This is a genomic window from Polynucleobacter sp. MWH-Spelu-300-X4 (genome assembly GCF_018687515.1).
GTDB lineage: Bacteria > Pseudomonadota > Gammaproteobacteria > Burkholderiales > Burkholderiaceae > Polynucleobacter.
The window spans coordinates 256504-281868 of the sequence record NZ_CP061294.1 but is presented as its reverse complement, the minus strand read 5'-3'; the positions used below and the strand labels follow the sequence as shown (position 1 = coordinate 281868).

Here is a 25365-nt window from a genome sequence, read left to right as displayed (position 1 = left end):
AACGCTGAACTTAATTTTTTCTAGAATGGATAGATCTATTTAGATTTTGATATTTTTCAAATCCAACACATCTTGCATATCAAATAAGCCTTTGGTTTGCTTAGCCAAGAAACGACCGGCTCTAACAGAGCCTTGGGCATAAGACATACGACTTGCTGATTTATGAGTGACCTCTATACGCTCACCATCACCACAGAACATCACTGTGTGATCACCCACAATATCGCCACCACGAATAGTCGCAAAACCAATCGTACCTTCTTCACGAGGGCCTGTATGACCTTCACGCGCATACACAGCGCAATCATTTAGATTCTTACCTAAAGCTTTGGCAATCACCTCACCCATCCCTAAAGCGGTACCTGACGGGGCATCTACTTTATGTTTATGGTGAGCTTCCACAATCTCAATGTCATAACCCTGATTCAAAATCTTTGCAGCCACTTCTAATAATTTAAATGTGGCATTAACACCCACGCTCATATTAGGAGCAAATACGATAGCAATTTTGTCACTCGCTTTTTTTAGCGTTGCTTTTTGTTCATCGCTAAAACCAGTTGTGCCAATAATCATCTTCACACCCATCTCAGCTGCTACAGCTAAATGAGCTAAGGTTCCCTCAGGTCTTGTGAAATCGATTAAAAATTCAGCATCCTTCAAACCTTCCTTTAAGTCAGCGGTAATTTTGATACCGGTGTCCTTACCCAAGAATGCGGCAGGGTCTTGTCCTAAATAAGGACTTCCCGGAATATCTAAAGCACCCACTAACTGAGCATCAGGAGTATTTAAAACGGTCTCAATCAACATGCGACCCATACGACCTGAAGCACCAGCAATCGCGAATTTCAAAGTAGCCATTCTCTTAATCTCTATTCTTCTTTATTTTTCTGTATTTCTTATCTGTTTTATTTTTTTACTGCTTATCTATCTTTAGTTTCTAGTGTCGCCACGTGGAATACCAAGACCCTGGGTTGGGTTAGGCACAGTAGGAACCTGTTGAGTCGTAGTCTTGCCATCATCCAACTCTTTTGCAACAGGTGGACGCTGTGGACGACGAGCACCTTTAATACCGTCAATTTCAGCAATTAACTCGTACTCGGTTGGTAATTCATCAGCATCAACCTTAACCAATAGGTCTTTTTCAAAGTAAAGCGTTACGCGACGTTGCTCGACTAACTGAGTATCGCCACGCTTGTAGGCAAAAATATAGTCCCAGCGGTTGGCATGCATAGCACTTGTTAAAAGTGGGGTTCCTAGAATGACCTTTACTTCTTCACGGTCAGCCCCTAATTTCACCTTAGCGAGCTGCTCTTTGGAAATAAAGTTACCTTGAACCATATCGGGACGGTAAGGCTTAAAAACAGCTCCTAGCTTGCTTTTAGAGCCTTCTGAGATGGTTGTGAAGTTGCTGCAGGCGCTTAGAAGACCGCAAGCAACGAATACAAGGGCTCCTAGGCGGATGCCTGAGCTATTTTTTAGGGTTTTTAAACAAATTTGCATGGTAAGCCGTATCATGAGGAAAATTGATTTTAGCGCTATGACAAACACAGTATCTCCAAATAATTTAAGAGACATGGGTCTCAAGGTTACAGCCCCTCGGATGAAGATCCTGGAGTTCTTTCACCAGAACCGCCACAAACACTTCAGCGCCGAAGATATCTATCATGCCATGGTTGCCGAAGGCATGGATATCGGACTAGCGACAGTCTACCGTGTTCTGACCCAATTTGAGCAAGCCGGACTACTTTTACGCAATCATTTTGAATCTGGCAAAGCCGAAGGTAAGGCTATTTTCGAGCTCAACGAAGGGGATCACCACGATCACCTCGTTTGCATCGAATGTGGGCATGTTGAAGAGTTTGTAGACCCCGTCATCGAGAAAAGACAGCATGAAATCGCTGCAAACCTCGGTTTTGAAATCGTTGACCACGCCCTAGCTATTTACGGCACCTGCCATCAAAAGAACTGCACTAAGAAGAAAAAGCTTAAATAACCTTGTTTCATAGCAAAGCAGTAACTAAATCTATTTAATGATTGATAATTGCTGCCTCCGGGTAAAGGTTAGGTAATAAAAATTGCAAGCTATCCAAAGGGAAAGCAAATTGGACAGGCGATTTATGACCATCACTCATAACAAGCCCTGTCTCCAATAACCGTGAAAGCAATGACCTTGCCGTACGTTCGCCAAGCCCTGTCATCTGTAAAAAATCACCTCGCTTAGTTGGGCCAGCTAAATAAAGGTGATACAAGGGTGCAATAGCTTCCTTGCGAATTGCTTTATCTTGACTAGCCCGAAAAAAAATAAGTGCTTCAATATGCCTTCTCATCTCTGAAAGATTAAGCATTTTTTCCATAAACCCAACTTGGTCATTAGCAATGCCAATAAACCACTGGCACCACTCCCATAGCGTTTTTTCACTCAAATTACCCCTGCCATCCAGATCACCCTGCCTTGGTTGATCAGCTGCAGCAAGATACGCATAATAATCATCACGCTGACGGGCAAGACCCCGATTCATTGACCACAAACCCTTAGTTAAAGGCAATAAAGCTAAATGGGTTTGTAGACGAACAGCCCTACCATTTCCATCTAAAAATGGATGGACCCACATCATGCGCTGGTGCGCACAGGCAACTCTAATTAAACTTTGATTACTGCTTGCTGGTTGAGCATAGATTTGATCCATTCTTTTCAAGAAATCTGGGACACTCGTCCAAAGTGGTGGATCATGCCTACCCACAGTAACATTTTCTTGCCTCACTAGACCCGGCTCAATAACCCGACCTTCTTCAGTAGTCCTGTCTTCAGGTAACAAGCGCCCATACAAAGCTCGATGCGCCTCAAGCAAAATAGATGAGCGCAAGGTATTTTCCAACCCAAGACCACCAATCTTCTCAAGCTCTTTCTCAGCATTAATATAAGCGATTGCAATTCTCTGTAATTTTGCCGTACTAGGCATATCAGAGAAATCTTGAACCAAGGCCCGCTCAATATTCGCGGGATGTGTGCTTTGCCCCTCAATCCGATTAGAGTAGTACGAGTTCATGGAACGCACCAACCCCTGGATAGAACTGATAGTGCTTGAATGAATGCCGCCACCCAAGCGCGAAGACTTTTCCGCAACCTCTAAGGCTTGATCCTGCAATACATCAAGCTTCCTTTGTGGCAACAAAGGTTCAAATTGATGAATCTGGGAGTAATGATGAGTTATTTTATCAGCCATTTTTGCCGGTTAATTTTCCGGTTTAAATTTTAATTTATTTATAATAATAACAATAACTTAAATGAATAACAACGATTAATATAAATTAATTTTTGCCGGTTAATTTTCCACCTCAAATAACAAAACTCTTAAATAAAAATACCCCCTATTAACAGCTGTTAATAGGGGGTATCAAGATTCACCAAACCACTACGGCAATTTACTTAGCTTCCATTAATGCTTTTGTGGCATTCAACATCTGGCAGCTATAGCCCCACTCGTTGTCATACCAAGAAAGAATTTTCACCAATTTGCCGTCTTTAGATACGCGTGTTTGCGTGCTATCAAAAATACTTGGACGTGGGTCATGATTGAAGTCTACTGATACCAAAGGTAATGTGTTGTAGCCCAAAATACCTTTTAGAGCACCAACACTTGCCTTTTGAATCACGTCATTTACTTCTTCAACACTAGTAGCTTTTGTTGGCGTAAATGTTAAGTCCACTACAGATACGTTAATGGTTGGGACACGCATCGCAAAACCATCAAATTTGCCTTGTAATTCTGGCAATACCAAACCAACGGCTTTAGCAGCGCCTGTCTTAGTTGGGATCATGCTCATCGTTGCTGAACGAGCGCGACGCATATCCTTGTGATACACATCCGTTAATACTTGGTCATTGGTATAAGCATGGATCGTCGTCATCAAACCAGATTCAATACCAATTGAATCCAATAACGGTTTTACAACTGGCGCCAAACAATTGGTTGTGCAGCTTGCATTAGAAACAACTTGATCCGTCGCTTTTAAAACCTGATGGTTCACGCCATACACAATCGTTGCGTCCACATCTTTTTCACCTGGCGCAGAAATCAATACTTTCTTAGCACCTTGAGCGATGTGCACCATGGCTTTTTCTTTAGATGTAAAAGCACCAGAACATTCCAAAACAACATCCACACCTAAATCACCCCAATTGGTTTCCAATGGGTTGCGTGTTGAGAACATCTTGATACGGTCCCCGTTGATGATCAAATGATCGCCATCAACCGTTACAGTGCCAGGGAAACGGCCATGAGCAGAGTCATACTGAGTCAAGTGAGCATTGATATCAATACCGCCCAAACCATTGATGGCCACCACTTTAATGTCATCACGCTTCTCTTCGTAAATCGCACGAACAACCATGCGGCCAATACGACCATAGCCATTAATCGCAACTTTAATTGTCATAACTAACTCCCTTGATCTCTAAATATAAATTCTTTAAATACACTGACGCACAGTAGTAGCAACCGCATCCGCCGTTAAGCCAAAGTGTTTATATAAAACACCCGCTGGTGCAGATTCACCAAATGTATCCACACCGTGAACTGCCGCACAAGCGTATTTCCACCAGTAATCAGTAACACCTGCTTCAATCGCAATACGTGGCAAACCAGCTGGCAACACAGAGTCTTTATAAGCCTTTGTTTGTTTATCAAACACGGTTGTTGATGGCATCGAAACAATACGCACAGCAATACCTTCTTTTTTCAACAACTCAGCAGCTTCTAATGCAATCGCGATTTCAGAGCCTGTTGCCATCAATACAGCTTGCGCATGCTTGTCATCACGCAACACATAACCACCTTTGTAAATCGCAGCTACTTGCTTCGCATCACGTTTAACGAATGGGCAATTTTGACGGCTAAAAATTAAACTACTTGGACCATTAGCACGCTTCACAGCGCTTGCCCAAGCCACCGCACTTTCAGTGGTGTCGCATGGACGCCAAACATCCATATTTGGAATCAAACGCAAACTTGCTACGTGTTCCACAGACTGATGCGTTGGACCATCTTCACCCAAACCAATCGAGTCATGGGTGAATACGAAAATGCTACGAATTCTCATGAGCGCTGCCATGCGCAATGCATTACGGCTGTAATCAGAGAACGTTAAGAAAGTCGCACCAAATGGAATGTAACCACCATGCAAAGCAATGCCGTTCATGATGGCGCTCATACCAAATTCACGCACACCGTAATTGATATGGTTACCCCATTGATTGGCGCGAACGGCTTGGCACTTACTCCAGTTTGTTAGGTTCGAACCCGTCAAATCGGCCGAACCACCCATAAACTCTGGCAACGCTGGCGCTAATGCCTCAATCGCATTTTGACTGGCCTTACGCGTCGCTATTGTTTCCGCTTTTTCAGCACAACTCGCCAAATAAGCTTCAACTGTTTTATCAAAATCAGCCGATAGCGTGCCGTTCATGCGACGCTCTAATTCATCTGCTTCTTTTTTATATTTCGCACGATAAGCTGCAAATTGGCTATTCCAATCTGCTTCTAATTTTTGTCCCTTGCCGGTTGCATCCCACGCCGCATAAACATCAGCTGGGATTTCAAATGGCGGGTGATTCCAACCAATCGCAGCACGTGTTGCTGCAATCTCTGCGGCACCCAATGGCGCACCGTGAACTTTATCCGTACCGGCTAAATTAGGAGAACCCTGACCAATCGATGTTTTGCAGCAGATAAAAGTTGGCTTATCACTCTTCTTAGCAGCTTCAATTGCCTTGGCAACAGCGTTTGCATCATGACCGTTCACATTTCTAATCACATTCCAACCATAAGCTTCAAAACGCTTAGGTGTATCTTCAGCAAACCAGCTCACCACTTTGCCGTCAATAGAGATACCGTTGTCATCCCATAACGCGATTAATTTATTTAACTTTAATGTGCCGGCGAATGAACAAGCCTCGTGGCTAACACCTTCCATCAAACAACCGTCACCCATAAACACATAGGTGTAGTGATCAACAATATCTAAACCTGGCTTATTAAACTCTTGTGCCAATAGTTTTTCAGCCAAAGCCATGCCAACCGCATTGGTAATACCCTGACCTAGTGGACCAGTCGTCGTTTCCACGCCCGGCGTAATTGCATACTCAGGGTGACCTGGTGTCTTGCTATGCAACTGGCGGAAATCTTTCAAGTCTTGCATCGATAGGTCATAGCCTGTGAGATGCAATAAGGAATACAACAACATCGAGCCGTGACCATTCGATAAAACGAAACGATCGCGATTGATCCATTTTGGATTTTTAGGATTGTGGTGAAGATGTTCACCCCAAAGACCTACCGCAATTTCAGCCATGCCCATTGGCATACCTGGATGACCTGAATTAGCTTGCTGAACGGCGTCCATAGCCAAGGCGCGAATGGCGTTAGCCATATTTTGTTGCTTAGAAGACATTATTTTCCCTGCGGCACATTATTGAATTCGAGCCGATTTTTAAGTAAAAAGCCCGAATCCTTCAAAGAGTGACATTTTATCATTGGCGCCACCTCCCTTATCATTGTTTTATGTCACATTTTTATCTTCCTGGCCCTTGGCCAAAACCTGGGCAAGACTTCACCGATGAAATGGTCTTGGACGCCAAATTGGCGCACCATTTAAGGGTTCGTCGCTACCAACTCAATGAAACCTTTAAGGTTTTCGACGGCAAGGGCTTAAGCGCCAATGCTTGCTTGACGGTAATGGATAAAAAATCAGCGGCAGTTCGCTTATCGGAAATTCAAGAAAATCTGCGTACAGAAACCAAAGTCCCCATTACCTTGGCTCAAGGCATTGCTGGCGGTAACAAAATGGACTGGCTCATTGAAAAATCGGTTGAACTAGGCATTAGCCATGTCATCCCTTTACACACAGAACGCTCCGTTGTCCGATTGGATGGGGAGCGAGCTGCTAAAAAGCAGGTGCACTGGGAAGGTATTTTGATTGCCGCCTCAGAGCAGTCAGGCAGAACGGTGCTTCCTAGTATTGAAGCAGTCCAAAACATCCCTCTTTGGCTCTCCAGTTTGGACCCTCATGACAATAGCCTGCGGATCATGCTCTCACCTAGAGCTGAAAGTAGCCTATTAAGTGTTGTCAAACGTTGCACACCTCAAGCTCTAACCATCCTAATTGGCCCAGAAGGCGGGTTAAGTGACTCCGAAGAAGAACAAGCTAAAAGAGCTGGATTTACTCCTGTTTCAATGGGACAGCGCATCCTACGCACAGAAACTGCTGGCATCGTGGCCTTATCTGCGATCCATACGATTTGGAACCAGTTCTAAATTAGTTTGAAAGATTATTTTTAAACAACAAAAAAGCCGCTATTTAGCGGCTTTATTTTTTAGAGTTAACGTCTTTTACAGTATTTTTTACGCAAATGAGTAGAAAACACGGCAAGATACGCGACGATCAGCCCAGAACTCAACAGCATCACGGAACACATCTAAAAGTGTTTCGCGCGCTTCTTTGTCAAACTTATGCGTGCAAGGCAAACCTTCTAAAACAATCACAAAACCAGGTTGAGGACCGGAACGGTCAATCAGGGTTGTTAATGAATTGAGTAAACCATCAAAGTTTTTAGCTTGCTGTCTTGGGAAATAAAAGCCATTAGCAATACTTTCCAAAACTTCAGATTTAGTTAACGCATGGGTACTATTGGCGTAAATAAAATGCTGCCCCAATTCTCCAGCGGCTTCTACAAGATCTTCTGTACGGAAAGCTCTAATAGATTGAACAATATTGGTGCGCACCGCTCTTAAAGAAGCCGTTGGGCCGTCTTCACGAGCTGCCAACGCAATGCGCCAAGTTGGCGTTTTGGCAGGAGGTGCAGTTGAAGCGGACGAAGTCAGATCGCCCAAAAGAGGCTGACCATAAAGGTTGTTTTCTGAAATATTCGTCGTCATGATGGGGGCTAGAGTACCCTTTTTAGCCCCCAAAAACAAGTGTCACAAAGAGTTAATTATAGTAAGTCTTTGTTTTATATATAAATATAAATATGTGAGCGCACGCTCACTATCACTTTTTATGACTTATTTTTGCTGCGCTGCCTCCACAACAGCCAAGGTTGTCATATTCACAATACGACGTGGTGTCGCAGACGGCGTCAGGATATGAACTGGTTTTGCAGCACCCAATAGAATTGGGCCAATCGCAATACCGTTACCAGCAGCTGTCTTTAACAAGTTATAAGAAATATTAGCAGCGTCAATATTTGGTAAGACCAAAAGATTCGCGTCCCCAGTCAAAGTAGAGTCAGGCATGATGTTTTTACGAATCGCCTCATCCAAAGCGCAATCACCATGCATTTCACCATCAACCTTCATATCAGGCGCTTTTTCTTTCAAGATGGCTAACGTATCACGCATTTTTTGAGCAGAAGGTGCTTGGCTAGACCCAAAATTAGAGTGCGATAACAAAGCCACTTTCGGTTCAATACCCAAAGCACGCAATTCTTGCGCAGCCAAAATTGTTAACTCAGCCAACTGTTCTGCAGTCGGATCAACGTTAATGTGCGTATCCACCAAGAAAACTTGTCGGCCTGGCAATACCAAAGCATTCATCGCGCCATAAGTTTTTGCTCCAGGCTCATGCCCGATAACTTGATCGATGTAATGAAGATGTGCGCCTGTCTGACCAATCGTGCCGCAAATCAAACCATCCGCTTGACCTTTGTAAACCATCAAAGAACCAATCAAAGTATTGCGGCGGCGAACCTCTAGACGCGCATAAGATTCTGTAACACCTTTACGCTCCGTGAGCTTTTGATAAGTTTGCCAATAATCGCGATAACGCTCATCAAACTCTGGATTACAAATTTCAACATCAACACCTGGTGTCATACGCAAACCGAAACGCTCAATACGACGAGCAATCACAGCAGGACGACCAACCAAAATAGGATTAGCAATCTTTTCATCGATCACCACTTGAACTGCACGCAATACACGCTCATCTTCACCTTCACAGAAGACCACGCGTTTTTTAGCCATTGGCACTTTTTTCGCTACGGAGAACAACGGCTTCATTAAAGTACCTGAGTGGTACACAAATTGTTGCAACTGATCTTTATATGCCGTGAAATCTTTAATCGGACGAGTCGCGACGCCAGATTCCATCGCAGCTTTTGCCACCGCTGGGGCAATGATCGCAATTAAACGTGGGTCAAATGGTTTTGGAATCAAATACTCAGGGCCAAACGATAAATTACTAGCCCCATAAGCAGAAGCCACCACATCGCTTTGCTCTACCTGAGCCAAATCAGCAACCGCATTCACCGCGGCAATTTCCATTTCGCGAGTAATGGTCGTAGCGCCCACATCTAACGCTCCGCGGAAAATGAATGGGAAACACAAAACGTTATTAACTTGGTTTGGATAATCCGTGCGGCCTGTTGCAATAATCGCATCATCACGAACAGCCTTCACTTCTTCCGGCAAAATTTCAGGCGTTGGATTAGCCAGCGCAAAAACCAATGGCTTAGCAGCCATCTTCGCAACCATTTCAGGCTTTAATACGCCACCAGCAGACAAGCCCAAGAATACATCCGCACCTTCAATCACTTCTGCCAAAGTACGCTGAGTAGTTTCTTTCGCAAACGGCTCCTTATCCGGATCCATCAACTCTTTACGACCTTTGTAAACCACACCAGCCAAATCGGTTACCCAAATATTTTCAATAGGCATACCCAAATCAACCAATAAGTCTAAGCAAGCTAAAGCTGCCGCACCAGCGCCAGAAGTAACTAGTTTTACTTTTTTAATATCTTTACCAACAACCTTAAGGCCGTTACTGATTGCTGCGCCAACCACAATCGCTGTTCCATGTTGATCATCGTGGAAGACAGGAATCTTCATGCGCTCACGCAACTTGCGCTCAATATAGAAACAATCCGGCGCTTTAATATCTTCTAAGTTAATACCGCCAAATGTTGGCTCCATGGAGGCGATGATTTCAATTAACTTATCTGGGTCTTTTTCATTGATCTCAATATCAAAGACATCAATGCCAGCGAATTTTTTAAATAAAACGCCCTTACCTTCCATTACAGGCTTACTAGCCAAAGGCCCAATATCACCCAAACCAAGCACAGCAGTACCATTGGTTACCACACCAACCAAATTGCCACGAGAGGTATAACGGAACGCATTTGCTGGATCCACCACAATCTCTTCACAAGCCGCTGCCACGCCTGGCGAATAAGCTAAGGCTAAGTCACGCTGATTGGTTAATTGTTTTGTGGGAGCAATCGCAATCTTTCCCGGTGTTGGGAACTCATGATATTCAAGAGCTGCTTTACGTAAATCCGCCTTCTGTTGCTCACTAGAGCTTTTGGAATTTTTATCTGAAGCCATTTGTCGTTTAAACCTTCATCAATCCTTGGTATGTTGCAACCTGTCTCTGTTTTACCCCTTGTGGGGACTGTTATTTTTATTACTTATTGTTGTGATTCTATTCCTGTTCGCCAAAGAGGTAATAAATTACAAAAATAATGGTTTTTGAGAATCTTCAAATTAGTGTTTTTACCCCCTACAATGACTCATGGCTTCTTTGAATGATTCTTTAGGCGAATTTGACTTAATTAAACGTTTTTTTAAACGTGATTTACCACCTAACCCGTTGGTAACACTGGGGATTGGTGATGATTGCGCCCTCTTAGAGAATCTACCCTCCACATCCAATTGGGCCATCAGTACAGACATGTTGGTAGAAGGTCGACACTTCTTAGCCCATGCAGACCCTTATTTTTTAGGTCATAAATGCTTAGCCGTGAATCTGTCGGATCTAGCAGCTATGGGAGCAAAGCCGATTGGATTTACTCTATCACTTGCTTTGCCACATGCCAACGCCGATTGGTTAGAACCTTTTTCTAAAGGACTGTTAAGTCTTGCTGATGAGCATCATTGCACGCTAATTGGTGGAGACACCACGGCAGGACCTCTGACCATCAACATCACGATTTTTGGAGAAGTCCCTAAAGAAAAAGCCCTAAAACGTAGCAACGCAAAAATTGGGGATGACATTTGGGTTTCTCATACAGTTGGTGATGCAAGGCTTGCATTAGGCGCATTACGCCAAGAATGGGCACTACCCTCAGAAGAATTGGCCTTAGTTACACCACGCATGCATGCACCCACACCCCGAGTAGCTCTTGGACAACATCTATTAGGCCATGCACATGCAGCTATTGATATTTCCGATGGCCTACTCGGTGATCTAGCGCACATCCTTAAACAATCAAATGTCAGTGCAGATATCAACATAGACGATGTACCAGCTTCTGAAACACTCCAAAGTAAATCTGTGGAACTAAAACGCTTATGCACACTCATGGGTGGAGATGACTATGAGCTTTGTTTTACAGCGCCAAGTTATGAAGCTAGTTATATTTCTCAAGTTTCTGAAAAATTAAATCTAAAACTTACTCAAATTGGCAAAGTTACTGAAGCCAATGCCAATCAACTCATTCGGCTCATTGACCAAGAAGGTCAACAACTGCCGCCTAACTTAGCGAGTCAATATCTAAAATCGTTCGACCACTTCAAATAATTAAATTTGTAATTGCTAGCGCAATAAAAAAGCTCCTGTATAGGAGCTTTTTTATTTTTGCTTTTATTTAGATGCACTGTCTATTGGTTAACGCATCCAACCTTTTTTATAGAAATACGCTAAAGGTATTAAGGCTGAAATAAGCATCATCACAAGCGCAAATGGGTAACCCCATGTCAAGTGCAACTCAGGGATGTGTTCATAGTTCATACCCCAGATACTAGCTAGTAAGGTTGGCGGCATTAAGGCAACAGACACAACCGAGAAGATCTTAATAATTTTATTTTGGTTAATGTTAATGAAACCAACCGTCGCATCCATTAAGAAGTTGATCTTATCGAACAAAAAAGCCGTATGGTTTTCTAAAGAATCAATGTCTCGCAAAATCTGACGCGCTTCCTCTTGCTGTTCATCAGATAATAATTTGCTGCGCATCAAGAATGACAAAGCACGTCTCGTATCCATCACATTGCGACGCACACGACCATTCAAGTCTTCTTCACGAGCAATGGTTTCCAAAATATCAGCCGCATCCGCATCTGTGACGTTATCAGATAGCACTTGCTTACCAGCCTCTTCAAGGTTCTCATAAACCTCTTCCAATGCATCAGCTGAATACTCAGCATCTGTGGAGTAAAGATCCAATAAAACATCTTTCGCATTACGTACTGAACCAGGACGTAAACGAGCGCGTAAACGCACTAAACGGAATACAGGTAAATCTTGTTCATGAATCGAGAACAAAATGTTGTCGGTCAAAACAAAAGCCACACGAACGTTACGGGAATTTTCATCATCATCCAAGATGAAATCCGTACGGATGTGCAAATGGCCATCTTCCGCCTCAAAATAGCGCGCAGATGCTTCCAAGTCACCTAAATCTTCCAATTCAGGCAAAGAAACGCCAAAAGCTTCCTTAATCCATTGAAGCTCTTCTTCTTCAGGGTCGACCACATCAATCCAAATTGGATTATGGTGCTCTAATAGTTCTTTACGGTCATCTACCTGCTCTTGGGCTAGGCGACCTTTTTGTAGTACGAATAGGTTAATCATGCCGGGGCTCCGATCTTGTTTTTCAACTATTTCAGTTGAGGAGTTGGCCAGTTGGGTTCGCGGAGTTTATCCTATAGTCTGAGAAAACTAAAGCACTCTAACTGCGATTAATGAAAGATTAATGAAATACCGATGAAAAATCGCCCACTTTTCACAGAACAACTGGCTAATGCCTGGAGTCAACAAGACAGCATGCTATGCGTGGGCTTGGATCCAGACCCTAAACAATTCCCCGCATCCCTTAAGGGTGAAGGCGGCGCCATCTTGGCCTTTTGCCGAGAAATCGTGGATGCCACAGCTGATTTGGTCTGTGCATTTAAACCACAAATTGCCTACTTTGCAGCCCACGGAGCTGAAGATCAACTAGAGCAACTGATTGATCATATCCACCGCCAACACCCACAAGTGCCGGTTATTTTGGACTCCAAACGTGGGGATATTGGCAGTACCGCTGAGCAATACGCAGTAGAGGCCTTTGAACGCTATCAGGCAGATGCCGTAACGGTTAACCCATACATGGGCTTTGATTCTGTTGAGCCCTATCTTAAATACGCCAATAAAGGGGTTATTGTTCTTTGCAGAACATCCAACCCTGGCGGTTCAGATTTGCAATTTTTAGAAGTAAATGATCCCAATCACTCAGGTGAACTTCTGTATCAGCGTGTCGCGAGATTGGCTGCAAGCCAATGGAATAAAACTGGTCAATTGGGATTAGTTGTTGGCGCAACTTTCCCAGAAGAAATTGCCAAAGTTAGAAGTATTGTTGGTGATATGCCTTTATTGATTCCAGGTATTGGTGCTCAAGGTGGCGATATTCCGTCAACAGTTAAAGCGGGTACGGTAAGCAATGCACCAGGGACTGGCATGATCATCAATTCATCTAGAGCTATTTTGTATGCAAGCAAAGATACTAACTTTGCCGAGGCCGCCAGAAAAGTTGCCCTCGCAACCCGTGACGCTTTGCGAGCAGCTAAATAATCTATGCGCATCATTCCTCAAGCCTCTTGGGTTTGGTCACGACCTGAACGCGCTCTAGCATTTGGCTTTGGATCTGGCTTATCGTTATTTGCCCCAGGCACCATTGGCACTCTTTATGCCTGGGCCATCTATTTAGGCTTTCACGCTTTTCTAGAAAGCACCACCATCGCTTGGATTATTGGTATTGGTGCTATCGCAGGTATTTGGATTTGCGGGAAAGTAGGAGAAGAATTAGGCGTACCAGATCATGGCGGTATCGTTTGGGATGAGTTCGTTGCGTTTTGGATGGTGTTATTTATAGTCATGCCTACTAATTTCTGGGGACAAATTTGGGCATTTTTATTATTTCGCTTCTTTGATGCTGTGAAACCTGGCCCCATCAAAGCTATCGATTTATTTTTTAAAAATTGGCAACCACCCGTTGAAAGAGTAGATCAACCCAGAACTATTCCCACTTGGGCAATACGTGGCTTTGGCGTAATGATTGACGACGTGGCTGCAGCCATCTTCACATTAATGGTTATTGCCATCGGAATGCGACTATGGTGAAACCTGTTGTCACCAAGCTCGCTGAAGTTTTTCTAAAGAATCAATGGCGACTCTCTACAGCAGAGTCTTGCACCGGTGGTCTTGTCGCAGCAGCACTCACCACCTTAGCAGGATCGAGCGATTGGTTTGAGAGAGGTTACGTTACTTATAGCAATGAAGCAAAAACGCAAGATATTGGCGTAGATTCAAGGCTCATCCAACAACATGGTGCGGTTAGCGAAGAAGTAGCACAAGCGATGGCACAAGGAGCCAAAAAATCTAGCTCCTCTCATATCGCTCTATCTATCACAGGCATCGCAGGCCCTACCGGTGGCAGCGCAGAAAAACCTGTTGGTACCGTTTGGTTTGCATGGGCACTTCAAGATGGCTCAGTTGTTTCTGAGAAGAAATTATTCCCCGGTGATCGCGAAGCGATTCGATCACAAGCCTGTGACTACAGCTTAAATAGGCTTTTAGAATTTTGTAAATAAGTACTGGTAAGTAGCGGGTTAGTTAAGCGCTTATTTATTTAATCATTTATTCATTCTTTCCAGAATGAAATCAATTCTTGCTGAAAAATTAACACGCGCCTTAGAGCAATACTTCACCTTGTCATAACACTTAGGCGCCGGCAAAGCCGTTGCCAGAGATACCGCTTCTTCCATGCTTAACTGGGAGGGCTTTAATGCAAAGTAATGCTGTGAAGCCGCACCAACACCAAAGATACCCTCACCCCATTCAACACTATTGAGATAAATTTCAAAAATACGCTCTTTAGGCAAAGCTACTTCTAGCATCACCGTAATTAAAAACTCTTGACCTTTGCGTGCGTAACTCTTTTCGCTGGAGAGGAAGAGATTTTTAGCTAACTGCTGAGTAATGGTTGAGCCACCCCTTAAGTGCTTATTGTTTTTTTGATTTCTATCCCAAGCATCTTTCATGGCCTGAGGCTCAAAACCAGCATGGCGATAAAAATCACTATCTTCGCTAATGGTGATGGCACGTTTTAGATAAGGGGATATTTTTTTAAAATCCACCCACTCATGCTGTATCTCACACTTATCAAGATAAGGAATGCTCCAACCACACAAACGATAACGTTCAGCACGGGCAAAGGCAGTGGAATCTGGATTAATCCAACGCCAAGAAAGAATTTGTAAAAAGAAGAACGCCTGTAAAGCCAAAAAGGCTAGAAAAAATACCGTGAGGAAATAGCGTAAATATTTCACAAATATTTTATTTAATAAGTGGCTCTCGCCGCAACAATCGCCGCATTAATATCCAAAGACACTTGAGGCTTTCTCCATGTTATGAAAGCATCAGCTGCTTGCTCTACCAGCATACCCAAACCATCAACCGCCCTAATACCCAACTCAGCAGCATCTTTCATAAAACGCGTATCTTTGCCATACACCATGTCATAAGCAACTGATTTTGAATGCATCAATTTAGCCAACACATCTTTAGCGATAGGCGAGCTATCTCCCAAACCAGTAGCAGTAGCGTTAATAATTAAATCAAATTTTTGGGGCTCTGAAAAAGCCGCCAAATCTTCCATGCGCAAAGGCTTTAAAGATGGAAATTGCTGGGCCATCTGCTCTGCTTTTGAAAAAGTTCTATTAGCCAAGGATAAATCTGTAACACCCTCGTCCATCAAAGGCGCTACGACACCTTGCGCGGCACCGCCAGCACCTAAAATTAAAACCTTGGCACCGGATAACACTTGCCCCTGTTCTTTTAGGAGGCGCTTCAGATCCAAGATCAAACCAATACCGTCCGTGTTGTCACACCACAACTCACCATCTTGCATCCAAAGCACATTAGCAGCTTTAGCTAATTCCGCACGAGGTGTTTTCTTTTGGCCTAATTCATAAGCTTCCAATTTGAATGGCACCGTAATATTCATTCCCTTACCGCCGCGAGCAAAAAACTCAGTCGCTTTTTTCTTAAATTCATCCAACTCAGCAAAAATACGTCCGTAATAAATAGGTTCATTTGCTTGTTTAGCAAAAGTCATATGAATAATAGGGGAACGACTATGCGCAATAGGGTGCCCAATCACCGTATAAACATCTTTACCCGGATAGTCTTGCGGATTAACTTGATCTACTGTTGGTGTATTCATGCAAATAAGAAATAAAAGGTTTTATTCATTGTAAGGTTTTTACCGAGCCATTTTCTTTACTTGAGCTCAGCACCCTCACGCGTAAATTCAAAAGTGGATACCCAATCCAAAATATCAATCTGCTTTCTCATCCGATCTGTGAATCGACCAAATGGAGCAGCTGATCGAATAATAGCAATTGCTTGGCGATCTAACTCTTGATTGCCTGAAGATTTCATAACAGAAATCCCGTCCTTCACTAAGTGTCCCTGCTGATCAACGCTCACCATCAACACCACACTACCGTACAAAGCTTTCCCCTGAACCCTCGGGAAATGGGTTGTACCAAAAGCTTCAATTTGTTTACGCATCGCATCATAGTAATGAGCAAAAACAACAGCTTTTGCACTAGTTGCGGTTACAGCAGCACGCCTAGGTTGCTGACCATCTTTTTGAAGCCGTTTCGCAATTTCTGCTTCTAAAGGATTAGATTCTTTTTGAGATTGAGAGCTTTGGCTATTAAGCGTACTTTTATCACTAAAACGCCCCTCTTTGATTTGAGAAAGTAAGCGCTTTTGCTCAGCTTGCATCTTTTCCAATTGATTAGCCAACTGAGGATCAGCTCGACGCAATGCACTGGCTTGTGCATCTTTCAGTTCACCACCACCATTTAAATCAGCCTGAGCCAAACGCTTGGCATTTGCAGGCGCTTTAGCACTATTAGCATTAACCAAAACAACACTTAAAGGTGTTTTTAAACGACGTGCATGCTCATCATCTTGATGCCATTTAATGCCCAAAAAAACCATATGCAACACAAAAGATAGCCCCAATGCATAAACAATGGGCTGCTTCCACTGCGTCAAATTAGCAGCAACAAAACTATTCTTTGGGTTCATCAACGGAAACATGGCCATCTATTACTGCTGGGGCAACCTCAACATCTTCCACATCAGATCCAACAGCATCAACCAAACCAAGATAACGCACACTAGCCTCCAAAGCTAGAGGGTCTATATCCAATACCTCAACCTCAGCTCGCGCGCCCCTAGCTTGATCAGCTAACTCAGGAACTGTTAAACGCAAAGGTATCGGCTCCACACGAGCCTGACCGTCTTTTAGATGCCTCACAATGCCACGCCAAGGTAAACCCAATTGCTTCAAATACTGCAAACACCAATATCGTTCCATTTGATTTTGATGTTCACCATAAGCAGCATAAGTGCCATCAAAATCTGCAGCAATCGCCATTAAATCTGCGTCTTTTGGCTTAAAGGGTGCAACCAATTTAGCAGTCACACCATTCTGAGCCATAGCAATTAATTGCCATTGATTCACCAAATCAACATAGCGTCTTAAAGGTGATGTACACCACGCATAATTTTCAACACCTAAACCCTCATGCGGACCTGGCATGGTTTGCATACGTGTTCGTTGTGGGCCCCAACCTTTTTGAGTACGGTAAATACCTGGCACACTATGGGCCGCTAATTGATTACCCCAAGTACTGTTACAAAAGATCATCCACTCGGCAACAATCGAATCCATAATCGATCCTCGCTGACGCGGCGCAATCTCAACAACACCATCTACCACTTTAAAGTTAAAGTCTTTGGCTAACGCCTGAGGGTCGGGCAAACCCAATGCCTCAGCACGCAAACCACTTGCTACCCGCTGCTCTTGTCGTCTTGCATGTAACTTTTGTGCTGAATTCCACAACAATGCCAACTCTTGTTGATAGGGTAGTTGTTTAATATTTTGCTCTGATGAAAGCGCCTCTTCCGTTACAAGATTCTCTAAATCATCTAAACGTAAATTAGCACCCATGGGAATACGCTCAACTTTCGTTATTGGCGCATGAGGACCTTCCGCAATGGGTACGCCATCGGCATTAAGCGTGACATATAAAGAAACTGCTGGACGCAAAGGTTTAGCCTTGCTCACATCATTTGCCGCATGCAATGAAAAGATATCAATAACATGATCAGGCAGCATGGTGATCTTGCCACCAGGGTAATAAACGGTCGATAACCTTTGACGGGCAATCGCATCCAACTCGCTAGCGCGCTGAATCGCCAAAGCTGGTGCAGCGATATGAACACCTACTTTAAATAACGTACCTAAGGTTTCATCATGAATCTGCGTAACAGAAAAAGCATCATCAATTTCAGTGGTTGTTGCATCATCAATAGAAAATGCTTCCACTTCAGCTACCGGTAGCTTTTCTAAAGCCGCATCCCAAGCCGCCTGCTCATCAGCTTGCAACTGCACTTGAAAACCCGTGCCCTTTGGAAAGTGCTCTTTTAAAAATTTACCTTCGTGATAGGCTAAAGCCGAACCTAATACGCCACACTTCAGGAATAATTCTGCAACACCACCCTTTAAACCTTGGCTAGCATTTGCAACGGCTTTATAAGCAGTCGTATTTTTGTCCGGAGAAAATAGCAAGGCATTTACTTGAGGAGCAATTTCTTCCGGTAATTGACCTTGCCTTAAGTCGTTCTCCCACTGTTCTTGCTTAGCCAACTCCAGTTTCTTTCTTTCAACTGCTTGGATGGCTGCTTTTAATTGATCTTCTGGTGCACGTAAAAATTGTCCACGACCTTTACGTCTGAAATAAATGGGCGCACCCTGCAAAGCAATCGCTAAACCTGTTTTTTGAGCGACATCCGATGATTCACCAAAATATTCTTTAGCTAAATCTAGAAAATGGAACTCACCTGAGCCTGCGCACTCCCAAAGAAAATCTAAATCGATCTCTTGAGCAATAATTTGCGCTTCTTCTAGCATCTTGGTTGGATGCGCGTGTTCAAATTTAAGCCAAACATCTTTAGTCTTTAATTTGCCACGTTTACCACCAAGCGTTTCAACAGCCAATGCCTCTTTTTCGGAGTTCACATCACCTGATAACAGCGTGGCAATTTTGATATCGCCACCTTCTTCATGCAACAAATGCATTACAAAGACATCCCGCCGCTGGCTTCTAGCGCAATACCATTGATATAACTAGATTCATCACTAGCCAAAAATGCATAAACATTCGCCAACTCTTCAGGTTGACCTAGACGACGCAACCAAGAACGCTCTTGCATACCCTTTAGAACATCTTCCGGAATGGTTGCCAAAATACCGGTTTCAACAAAACCTGGGCATACCGCATTCACACGAATTCCTTTAGGGCCCAACTCACGCGCCCAAGTCATGGTCATGCCAATCACACCAAATTTTGTTGCCGCATAATTCGTTTGGCCAAAATTGCCATATAAACCAACCACGCTTGAAGCACTCACAATAGAGCCTTTACCAGCCTTCAACATATGTGGCACAACCGCTTGCGTGCAGTTAAATACGCCCTTTAAATTAACATCTACTACTGCGTCAAACTGTTGCTCAGTCATGTTAACCAAGCGCGCATCTTTTGTAATACCCGCGTTATTAATTAAGACATCAATGCGACCATGACGAGCCATCAACGCAGCCACCACCAAATCAATACTTGCTCTATCCGTTACATTTAGAACATAACCTTCCGCGCGACCACCAGCATCCACAATTTTTTTAACTGCTGCATCAACCTGTTCCTGGTTCATGTCGCAAATAATCGCTAAAGCACCTTCATTAGAAAATTTCTGAGCAGTTGCGAAACCAATGCCATTAGCGGCACCTGTAATGACGCAAACTTTATTCTCCAAACGCTTTGCTGGATTAGTCATATTTAGTCTCTTTTAAATTAATTTTTAATGTATAGGTTGTTAAATAAATTATTGGAGTTGCTCTAGTAGTTTTTTATGCACACCACCAAAACCACCATTACTCATTACCAAAATATGATCACCAGGTCGCGCTTGTTGTTTAACCGCAGCGATCAAACTATTCAAATCATTAAATGCTTGCGCCTTATTACCTAATGGAGATAAAGATTCCCCAAGGTCCCAGCCCAAAGCATCCTTACCCTCAGATGCCCCATAGCCAAACACTAAATCGGCATCTCGCAAACTATCAGGCAACTGGCTTTTCATAACACCCAATTTCATCGTATTAGAACGAGGCTCTAATACCGCCAATAAACGAGTGCCTTCAGCCCTACCTATTCTTCGGCGCAAACCATCTACCGTCGTTGTGATTGCAGTTGGGTGATGTGCAAAATCATCGTACACGGTGATGCCATTGACACGGCCAATCACTTCCATACGGCGCTTCACGTTTTTGAAAGACCCTAAAGCTTTTGCAGCATCTTTAGGTGACACCCCAATATGATGAGCAGCAGCGATGGCCGCCAACGCATTAAGTTGATTATGGCGACCAGTAACTGATGCATCTTGATCCCAGACAACTTCCGCAACTTCTTGGTTTTTATAAAAAACTCTAAATCCATCATTTTGCGTATCTTGCAAAGCCCAATCAGACTCTGAAGCTTCTCCGCCAAATTTTTCAGCAACAGACCAGCAGCCACGCTTTAAAACACGCTCTAAACTTTCTTCAGCAGCATTGACGACTAAACAACCACTACCCGGCACTGTTCTCACCAAATGATGAAATTGGGTTTCTATGGCAGTGATATCGGCAAAGATGTCGGCATGATCAAACTCCAAATTATTCAGAATTGCCGTACGTGGTCTGTAATGAACAAACTTACTGCGCTTATCAAAGAAGGCCGTATCGTATTCATCAGCTTCGATCACAAAATAATGCGCTTTTGCTGTTGGAACTTTGCTACCCAATCTTGCCGATACATCAAAATTATTAGGTACCCCACCAATCAGATATCCAGGCTCTAAACCGTTAGCCTGCAAAATCCAAGTCAACATGGCTGTTGTGGTTGTTTTACCGTGCGTGCCAGCTACAGCCAAAACATGCTTACCCTGCAAAACCTGCTCACCCAACCATTGGGGTCCAGATTGATAAGGCAAACCTTGCTCCAAAATAGCTTCCATCAATGGATTGCCACGAGAAACCACATTACCGATAATAAAAAGATCGGGGTTGAGGGCAATTTGATCAGGTGAAAAACCTTCGATCAATTCAATACCTTGCGCCTCTAATTGAGTGCTCATTGGAGGATAAACATTAGCGTCGCAACCTGTCACTTTATGACCAGCCTGACGTGCGATGGCGGCAATCCCGCCCATAAAAGTACCGCAAATACCTAGAATATGAAGATGCATGGCAAGATTTTATCTAATGATGAGTGCAAAATAAGCCAAATTATTGAAAAACAGAAAGAAAGATTGTGAATAAACGCCAATGGGCTTTGCTAATTTCCGCCGGACTTATTGCCGCCATCCTCGGAATCGGGTTATCTAGCTTTAAACATAGAACAACTGAGGCTAAAGATCAGGCTGTTGAGCTCTTCTTAAAAGAAGAATTAAAGGGGCCCGATGGCGCTATTCATGTAACAAAGGAATGGCGAAATAAAATTTTGGTGCTTAATTTTTGGGCATCCTGGTGCCCTCCATGCGTAGAGGAAATGCCAACCCTCGAAAAAGCTTATAGCCTATATAAAGATAAAAATGTTTTATTTGTCGGCATCGGTGTCGATTCACCATCTAATATTCGTCAATTTCTAGAAAAAACACCGATTAACTACCCGATCACAGTAAACCCCATAGAAGGCGTTAATTGGGCAAAAAACATGGGAAATCCAAGCGGAGGGCTACCTTTTACCGTTCTAGTGGATGGAAAAGGTGTCATTAAAAAGACAAAATTAGGAAAAATAAGCGAAGATGAGCTCAAATCATGGCTAGATAGCGCTATACTCCCATCCAAGTAAAAAACAACAGGAAGGGAATCATGGACTTACGAAAACTTAAAACTTTGATCGATTTAGTAGCCGAATCTGGCGTATCAGAACTAGAAGTTACTGAAGGCGAAGACAAAGTTCGCATCGTTAAGAATCCAGCCCCCATCCTAGCAGCACCTGCTCAACAAGTTTATGCACCAGCTGCAGCACCTGCTGCCGCAGCTCCCGCAGCTGCACCGGCTCCAGTTGAAGCTGCTCCAACAGCACCAACAGGTCACCCAGTTAAATCTCCAATGGTTGGAACTTTCTACCGTTCACCAACACCAGGCGCAGATGCGTTTGTGAAAATTGGCGATACAGTTAAAGAAGGTCAAACACTTTGCATTATTGAGGCGATGAAGCTTCTCAATGAAATTGAATCTGATAAATCTGGTGTAGTTAAAGAAATTCTTTGCGAGAACGGCCAAGGTGTTGAATTCGGTCAAGCTCTTTTTATTATTGGTTAATTAAAGAGGTTTCCGGATGTTTGAAAAAATCCTTATCGCCAATCGCGGCGAAATTGCTCTACGCATTCAGCGCGCCTGTCGCGAAATGGGCATTAAAACAGTAGTTGTCTTCTCTGAAGCCGACCGCGATGCTAAATACGTTAAGTTAGCTGATGAAGCTGTTTGTATTGGACCAGCTCCATCAGCGCAAAGTTACTTAAATATGCCTGCAATTATTTCTGCAGCTGAAGTAACCGATGCGCAAGCTATTCACCCTGGTTATGGATTCTTATCTGAGAATGCAGACTTTGCTGAGCGTGTAGAGAAATCTGGCTTTGCTTTTATCGGCCCAACAGCAGAATCCATCCGCATCATGGGTGACAAAGTTTCTGCAAAACAAGCCATGATTAAATCAGGTGTACCTTGCGTACCTGGCTCTGAAGGCGCACTGCCTGATAATCCAAAAGAAATTTTAGCGATTGCTAAAAAAGTAGGTTACCCCGTCATTATTAAAGCTGCCGGCGGTGGTGGTGGTCGCGGTATGCGCGTTGTACATACCGAAGCACACTTACTTAACGCGGTTAATATGACTCGCGAAGAAGCAGGTAGAGCTTTTGGCAACCCAGAAGTCTATTTAGAGAAATTCTTAGAGAATCCTCGTCACGTTGAAATTCAAATTCTTGCGGATACGCACAAGAATGCGGTTTATCTAGGTGAACGTGATTGCTCTATGCAGCGCCGTCACCAAAAAGTAATTGAAGAAGCGCCAGCCCCTGGTATTGACCGTCGCTTAATCGCCAAAATTGGTGAACGTTGTGCTGAAGCATGTCGCAAAATTGGTTATCGCGGCGCAGGTACTTTCGAGTTCTTATATGAAAACGATGAGTTTTATTTCATTGAAATGAACACTCGCGTTCAAGTTGAACACCCAGTCACAGAGCTAATTACTGGTATTGATATTGTTCAACAACAAATTTTGATTGCTGCTGGTGAAAAACTGGCTTTCCGTCAAAAAGATATCGAATTCAAAGGCCACGCCATTGAGTGCCGTATCAATGCGGAAGATCCAGTTAAATTTATGCCAAGCCCAGGTCGTATTCAGTCTTGGCATATGCCAGGCGGCCCTGGTATCCGCGTTGACTCTCATGCCTACGCTGGTTACTTCGTGCCACCAACTTACGATTCTATGATTGGTAAATTAATTGCTTATGGCGCAACCCGTGAACAAGCTATTCGCCGTATGCGCATCGCTTTGTCAGAGGTAGCAATTGACGGCATTTTGACCAACGTACCGCTTCATCGTGAATTAATGCTTGATCCTAAGTTTGAAGTAGGTGGCACAAGTATTCACTACCTTGAGCACAAACTCGAAGAACAAGCAGCTTCACGCCGCGGTAACGAGAAGTAATAGTTACTTAGGCAAATGGCATTTCGTGAATTAGTTTTTACGGTACCCGAGGATCTTGCAGAGAGCCTTGGGGATGCCTTAATGGAGCTAGGCTCCTTATCTATTTCTGTTAGCGATGCCGCCGCCGATACGGAACAAGAAAAACCTTTATACGGCGAACCCGGATTAACGCCTGATCGCAATGCTTGGGAACAGTCACAAGTTATAGCACTGTTCGATGAACAAGGCCTTAACGCCCAAGAAATCCTAAATGAATTAAGTGAAGCGGGTTTTCAAGTTGCTCCACCTACAGAAAGATCTGTCGAGGAACAAGACTGGGTTCGATTAACCCAATCTCAATTTGATCCAATCCGAGTAGGTCAACGTTTATGGGTTGTGCCCTCATGGCACGAAGCCCCCAACGATCCTAACGCTGTTTGTTTAGCAGTTGACCCCGGCCTTGCTTTTGGTACAGGTAGTCACCCAACCACGAAGCTATGCATGCAATGGTTAGAGGAACATCCAGATTTAGCATCTAAAACTTTATTAGATTACGGTTGCGGCTCAGGAATCTTGGCGATTGCAGCCAAACGCCTCGGTTGTGGGCCAGCAATTGGGGTTGATATCGATCCGCAAGCGGTTATCTCCGCCAAAGACAACGCTATCCGCAATGAAGTCACTGTTGATTTCTTCTTGCCTGAAGAAGATAAAGCTGACAGCCAACACGATGTGGTGGTTGCCAACATCCTAGCGAATCCTCTACAAGTTTTAGCACCAGCTCTATGTCAGCGCATTGCGCCTAATGGACATATTGTTCTTTCTGGTATTTTGGCAAGGCAAGCAGAAGAAGTTATTGCCACTTACCAACCTTGGCTAAAGTTACATATTTGGCGTGAATGCGATGGTTGGGTTTGCCTAACCGGCCAATTAATGCCATCTGATAATGCCTTAGCTCAAAAAAAAACTTTAAATAAAGAAGATTCTCAAAAACCTACCTGGGCAAGAGTAATTGCCGCTGTTGTATTAAGCCTACTCGTGTTAGCTCAAGTTAGCTATTTAGGGCGCAACGTCATCAAACATCTAATAGCAAAAACTCCCGAGAGCATTCAAGCGCCACTTCAAACTGTATTTACTTATGTAGATCAGGGAATTTGCGATTATTTACCCTGCCAAGACATACCTATTAAAGATTTTTCAGTTTGGGCAATTGAATTTGCCGACCTACAAATTGGCCACTCAAAACAAAGTCAGTTACAACTTCAAATCAGAAACAAGATAGCTGCGTCTGTTGCCTGGCCATCTCTTGAACTATCTGTTACCGATGCCAATGACACATTAATTGCGCAGCGCATCATTTTCCCTAGCGCTTGGTTACCAGATAACTTGAGAGCATCTCCTGAAAAGATAGCTCAGGGAGCAGATGGCAACTCTGAAATATCGAGCAACATCAATCTCACACTACCAGAAGAGTCTGCTGGTTATCGTGTACGAATACTTTACCCATAACACCTAC

General features: G+C 43.6%; 24 protein-coding genes and 1 pseudogene. 11 read left to right on the top strand and 14 right to left on the bottom strand.

Annotated elements, in window-relative coordinates; genetic code table 11:
• Positions 1-39: 39 nt before the first annotated feature.
• Positions 40-849 carry a 4-hydroxy-tetrahydrodipicolinate reductase gene (gene dapB / locus ICV01_RS01455; RefSeq protein ID WP_215289073.1) on the bottom strand — a complete coding sequence of 270 codons (810 nt, stop codon included), beginning with the start codon at positions 847-849 and terminating at the stop codon, positions 40-42.
• Between the two features lie 81 nt (positions 850-930).
• A complete protein-coding gene (locus tag ICV01_RS01450; protein ID WP_215287903.1) occupies positions 931-1500 on the bottom strand; it encodes an outer membrane protein assembly factor BamE in 570 nt (189 codons plus the stop codon).
• Between the two features lie 37 nt (positions 1501-1537).
• On the opposite strand from ICV01_RS01450, the gene fur reads away from it, so the two are divergent.
• A complete protein-coding gene (gene fur / locus ICV01_RS01445; RefSeq protein WP_215287902.1) occupies positions 1538-1993 on the top strand; it encodes a ferric iron uptake transcriptional regulator in 456 nt (151 codons plus the stop codon).
• 34 nt (positions 1994-2027) lie between these two features.
• On the opposite strand, the gene ICV01_RS01440 is transcribed toward fur, so the two are convergent.
• From ICV01_RS01440 to tkt, 3 genes are all read right to left on the bottom strand, one after another.
• A complete protein-coding gene (locus tag ICV01_RS01440) occupies positions 2028-3224 on the bottom strand; it encodes a Fic family protein (RefSeq protein ID WP_215287901.1) in 1197 nt (398 codons plus the stop codon).
• A 199-nt stretch (positions 3225-3423) separates the two neighbouring features.
• Complete coding sequence (gene gap, locus ICV01_RS01435) at positions 3424-4437, bottom strand: type I glyceraldehyde-3-phosphate dehydrogenase (RefSeq protein ID WP_215287900.1); 1014 nt, start codon at positions 4435-4437, stop codon at positions 3424-3426.
• 33 nt (positions 4438-4470) lie between these two features.
• Positions 4471-6450, bottom strand: a complete 1980-nt coding sequence (gene tkt / locus ICV01_RS01430; RefSeq protein ID WP_215287899.1) for a transketolase — start codon at positions 6448-6450, stop codon at positions 4471-4473.
• A gap of 110 nt (positions 6451-6560) precedes the next feature.
• On the opposite strand from tkt, the gene ICV01_RS01425 reads away from it, so the two are divergent.
• Entirely contained in the window at positions 6561-7313 is a 753-nt protein-coding gene (locus tag ICV01_RS01425) for a 16S rRNA (uracil(1498)-N(3))-methyltransferase (protein ID WP_251369364.1), read from the top strand.
• Between the two features lie 87 nt (positions 7314-7400).
• Here the strand turns inward: ICV01_RS01425 and ICV01_RS01420 are convergent, their stop codons facing one another.
• Positions 7401-7934: a barstar family protein gene (locus ICV01_RS01420; protein WP_215287898.1), complete on the bottom strand. Its 534-nt coding sequence runs from the start codon at positions 7932-7934 to the stop codon at positions 7401-7403.
• Positions 7935-8060: 126 nt separating this feature from the next.
• Complete coding sequence (locus ICV01_RS01415) at positions 8061-10382, bottom strand: NADP-dependent malic enzyme (protein WP_215287897.1); 2322 nt, start codon at positions 10380-10382, stop codon at positions 8061-8063.
• Between the two features lie 187 nt (positions 10383-10569).
• On the opposite strand from ICV01_RS01415, the gene thiL reads away from it, so the two are divergent.
• Complete coding sequence (thiL, locus tag ICV01_RS01410) at positions 10570-11577, top strand: thiamine-phosphate kinase (protein ID WP_215287896.1); 1008 nt, start codon at positions 10570-10572, stop codon at positions 11575-11577.
• A gap of 87 nt (positions 11578-11664) precedes the next feature.
• Here thiL and corA read toward each other — a convergent pair whose 3' ends face one another.
• Positions 11665-12630 carry a magnesium/cobalt transporter CorA gene (corA, locus tag ICV01_RS01405; protein ID WP_215287895.1) on the bottom strand — a complete coding sequence of 322 codons (966 nt, stop codon included), beginning with the start codon at positions 12628-12630 and terminating at the stop codon, positions 11665-11667.
• 132 nt (positions 12631-12762) lie between these two features.
• On the opposite strand from corA, the gene pyrF reads away from it, so the two are divergent.
• Genes pyrF through ICV01_RS01390 form a run of 3 tightly spaced genes read left to right on the top strand, consistent with a single transcriptional unit; the run spans position 12763 to position 14627 of the window.
• Positions 12763-13608, top strand: a complete 846-nt coding sequence (gene pyrF / locus ICV01_RS01400; protein WP_215287894.1) for an orotidine-5'-phosphate decarboxylase — start codon at positions 12763-12765, stop codon at positions 13606-13608.
• 3 nt (positions 13609-13611) lie between these two features.
• Positions 13612-14157: a phosphatidylglycerophosphatase A gene (locus ICV01_RS01395; RefSeq protein ID WP_215287893.1), complete on the top strand. Its 546-nt coding sequence runs from the start codon at positions 13612-13614 to the stop codon at positions 14155-14157.
• Positions 14151-14627, top strand: coding sequence for a CinA family protein (locus ICV01_RS01390; RefSeq protein ID WP_215287892.1), 477 nt, complete (start codon positions 14151-14153; stop codon positions 14625-14627). Before ICV01_RS01395 ends, ICV01_RS01390 begins: the two co-directional genes overlap by 7 nt.
• 42 nt (positions 14628-14669) lie before the next feature.
• Here the strand turns inward: ICV01_RS01390 and mtgA are convergent, their stop codons facing one another.
• The 6 genes from mtgA to mpl are packed head-to-tail and all read right to left on the bottom strand — an operon-like array spanning position 14670 to position 21405.
• A complete protein-coding gene (mtgA, locus tag ICV01_RS01385; RefSeq protein ID WP_215287891.1) occupies positions 14670-15365 on the bottom strand; it encodes a monofunctional biosynthetic peptidoglycan transglycosylase in 696 nt (231 codons plus the stop codon).
• 11 nt (positions 15366-15376) lie between these two features.
• Complete coding sequence (aroE, locus tag ICV01_RS01380) at positions 15377-16261, bottom strand: shikimate dehydrogenase (RefSeq protein ID WP_215287890.1); 885 nt, start codon at positions 16259-16261, stop codon at positions 15377-15379.
• A 56-nt stretch (positions 16262-16317) separates the two neighbouring features.
• Positions 16318-17157 carry an energy transducer TonB gene (locus ICV01_RS01375; protein ID WP_215287889.1) on the bottom strand — a complete coding sequence of 280 codons (840 nt, stop codon included), beginning with the start codon at positions 17155-17157 and terminating at the stop codon, positions 16318-16320.
• Entirely contained in the window at positions 17123-19198 is a 2076-nt protein-coding gene (locus tag ICV01_RS01370) for a ribonuclease catalytic domain-containing protein (RefSeq protein ID WP_215287888.1), read from the bottom strand. Before ICV01_RS01370 ends, ICV01_RS01375 begins: the two co-directional genes overlap by 35 nt.
• On the bottom strand, positions 19198-19953 hold the full coding sequence (gene fabG, locus ICV01_RS01365) for a 3-oxoacyl-ACP reductase FabG (protein WP_215287887.1): 756 nt from the start codon (positions 19951-19953) through the stop codon (positions 19198-19200). Before fabG ends, ICV01_RS01370 begins: the two co-directional genes overlap by 1 nt.
• A gap of 48 nt (positions 19954-20001) precedes the next feature.
• A complete protein-coding gene (gene mpl, locus ICV01_RS01360) occupies positions 20002-21405 on the bottom strand; it encodes a UDP-N-acetylmuramate:L-alanyl-gamma-D-glutamyl-meso-diaminopimelate ligase (RefSeq protein ID WP_215287886.1) in 1404 nt (467 codons plus the stop codon).
• Positions 21406-21470: 65 nt separating this feature from the next.
• Here mpl and ICV01_RS01355 point away from each other — a divergent pair, with 65 nt between their 5' ends.
• The 5 genes and pseudogenes from ICV01_RS01355 (at position 21471) to ICV01_RS09090 (ending at position 25358) form a co-directional block, all read left to right on the top strand.
• Positions 21471-22010, top strand: a complete 540-nt coding sequence (locus tag ICV01_RS01355) for a TlpA disulfide reductase family protein (RefSeq protein ID WP_215287885.1) — start codon at positions 21471-21473, stop codon at positions 22008-22010.
• 20 nt (positions 22011-22030) lie between these two features.
• Positions 22031-22486 (top strand): acetyl-CoA carboxylase biotin carboxyl carrier protein, encoded by a 456-nt coding sequence (gene accB / locus ICV01_RS01350; protein WP_215287884.1) that lies wholly within the window; start codon positions 22031-22033, stop codon positions 22484-22486.
• Between the two features lie 16 nt (positions 22487-22502).
• A complete protein-coding gene (accC, locus tag ICV01_RS01345) occupies positions 22503-23873 on the top strand; it encodes an acetyl-CoA carboxylase biotin carboxylase subunit (protein ID WP_215287883.1) in 1371 nt (456 codons plus the stop codon).
• Positions 23874-23888: 15 nt separating this feature from the next.
• Positions 23889-24776: pseudogene (prmA, locus tag ICV01_RS09095) on the top strand (50S ribosomal protein L11 methyltransferase); the annotation flags it as partial.
• A 6-nt stretch (positions 24777-24782) separates the two neighbouring features.
• Positions 24783-25358, top strand: coding sequence for a DUF3426 domain-containing protein (locus ICV01_RS09090; protein WP_251369397.1), 576 nt, complete (start codon positions 24783-24785; stop codon positions 25356-25358).
• Positions 25359-25365: the final 7 nt, after the last annotated feature.

Excerpts from the sequence above, each read along its gene's own strand:
- ICV01_RS01450 (WP_215287903.1), bottom strand. The coding sequence starts at position 1,500 with ATGCAAATTTGTTTAAAAACCCTAAAAAATAGCTCAGGCATCCGCCTA.
- fur (WP_215287902.1), top strand. The coding sequence starts at position 1,538 with ATGACAAACACAGTATCTCCAAATAATTTAAGAGACATGGGTCTCAAG.
- ICV01_RS01440 (WP_215287901.1), bottom strand. The coding sequence starts at position 3,224 with ATGGCTGATAAAATAACTCATCATTACTCCCAGATTCATCAATTTGAA.
- gap (WP_215287900.1), bottom strand. The coding sequence starts at position 4,437 with ATGACAATTAAAGTTGCGATTAATGGCTATGGTCGTATTGGCCGCATG.
- tkt (WP_215287899.1), bottom strand. The coding sequence starts at position 6,450 with ATGTCTTCTAAGCAACAAAATATGGCTAACGCCATTCGCGCCTTGGCT.
- ICV01_RS01425 (WP_251369364.1), top strand. The coding sequence starts at position 6,561 with ATGTCACATTTTTATCTTCCTGGCCCTTGGCCAAAACCTGGGCAAGAC.
- ICV01_RS01420 (WP_215287898.1), bottom strand. The coding sequence starts at position 7,934 with ATGACGACGAATATTTCAGAAAACAACCTTTATGGTCAGCCTCTTTTG.
- ICV01_RS01415 (WP_215287897.1), bottom strand. The coding sequence starts at position 10,382 with ATGGCTTCAGATAAAAATTCCAAAAGCTCTAGTGAGCAACAGAAGGCG.
- thiL (WP_215287896.1), top strand. The coding sequence starts at position 10,570 with ATGGCTTCTTTGAATGATTCTTTAGGCGAATTTGACTTAATTAAACGT.
- corA (WP_215287895.1), bottom strand. The coding sequence starts at position 12,630 with ATGATTAACCTATTCGTACTACAAAAAGGTCGCCTAGCCCAAGAGCAG.
- pyrF (WP_215287894.1), top strand. The coding sequence starts at position 12,763 with ATGAAAAATCGCCCACTTTTCACAGAACAACTGGCTAATGCCTGGAGT.
- ICV01_RS01395 (WP_215287893.1), top strand. The coding sequence starts at position 13,612 with ATGCGCATCATTCCTCAAGCCTCTTGGGTTTGGTCACGACCTGAACGC.
- ICV01_RS01390 (WP_215287892.1), top strand. The coding sequence starts at position 14,151 with ATGGTGAAACCTGTTGTCACCAAGCTCGCTGAAGTTTTTCTAAAGAAT.
- aroE (WP_215287890.1), bottom strand. The coding sequence starts at position 16,261 with ATGAATACACCAACAGTAGATCAAGTTAATCCGCAAGACTATCCGGGT.
- ICV01_RS01375 (WP_215287889.1), bottom strand. The coding sequence starts at position 17,157 with ATGGCCATGTTTCCGTTGATGAACCCAAAGAATAGTTTTGTTGCTGCT.
- ICV01_RS01370 (WP_215287888.1), bottom strand. The coding sequence starts at position 19,198 with ATGCATTTGTTGCATGAAGAAGGTGGCGATATCAAAATTGCCACGCTG.
- fabG (WP_215287887.1), bottom strand. The coding sequence starts at position 19,953 with ATGACTAATCCAGCAAAGCGTTTGGAGAATAAAGTTTGCGTCATTACA.
- mpl (WP_215287886.1), bottom strand. The coding sequence starts at position 21,405 with ATGCATCTTCATATTCTAGGTATTTGCGGTACTTTTATGGGCGGGATT.
- accB (WP_215287884.1), top strand. The coding sequence starts at position 22,031 with ATGGACTTACGAAAACTTAAAACTTTGATCGATTTAGTAGCCGAATCT.
- accC (WP_215287883.1), top strand. The coding sequence starts at position 22,503 with ATGTTTGAAAAAATCCTTATCGCCAATCGCGGCGAAATTGCTCTACGC.
- ICV01_RS09090 (WP_251369397.1), top strand. The coding sequence starts at position 24,783 with ATGCCATCTGATAATGCCTTAGCTCAAAAAAAAACTTTAAATAAAGAA.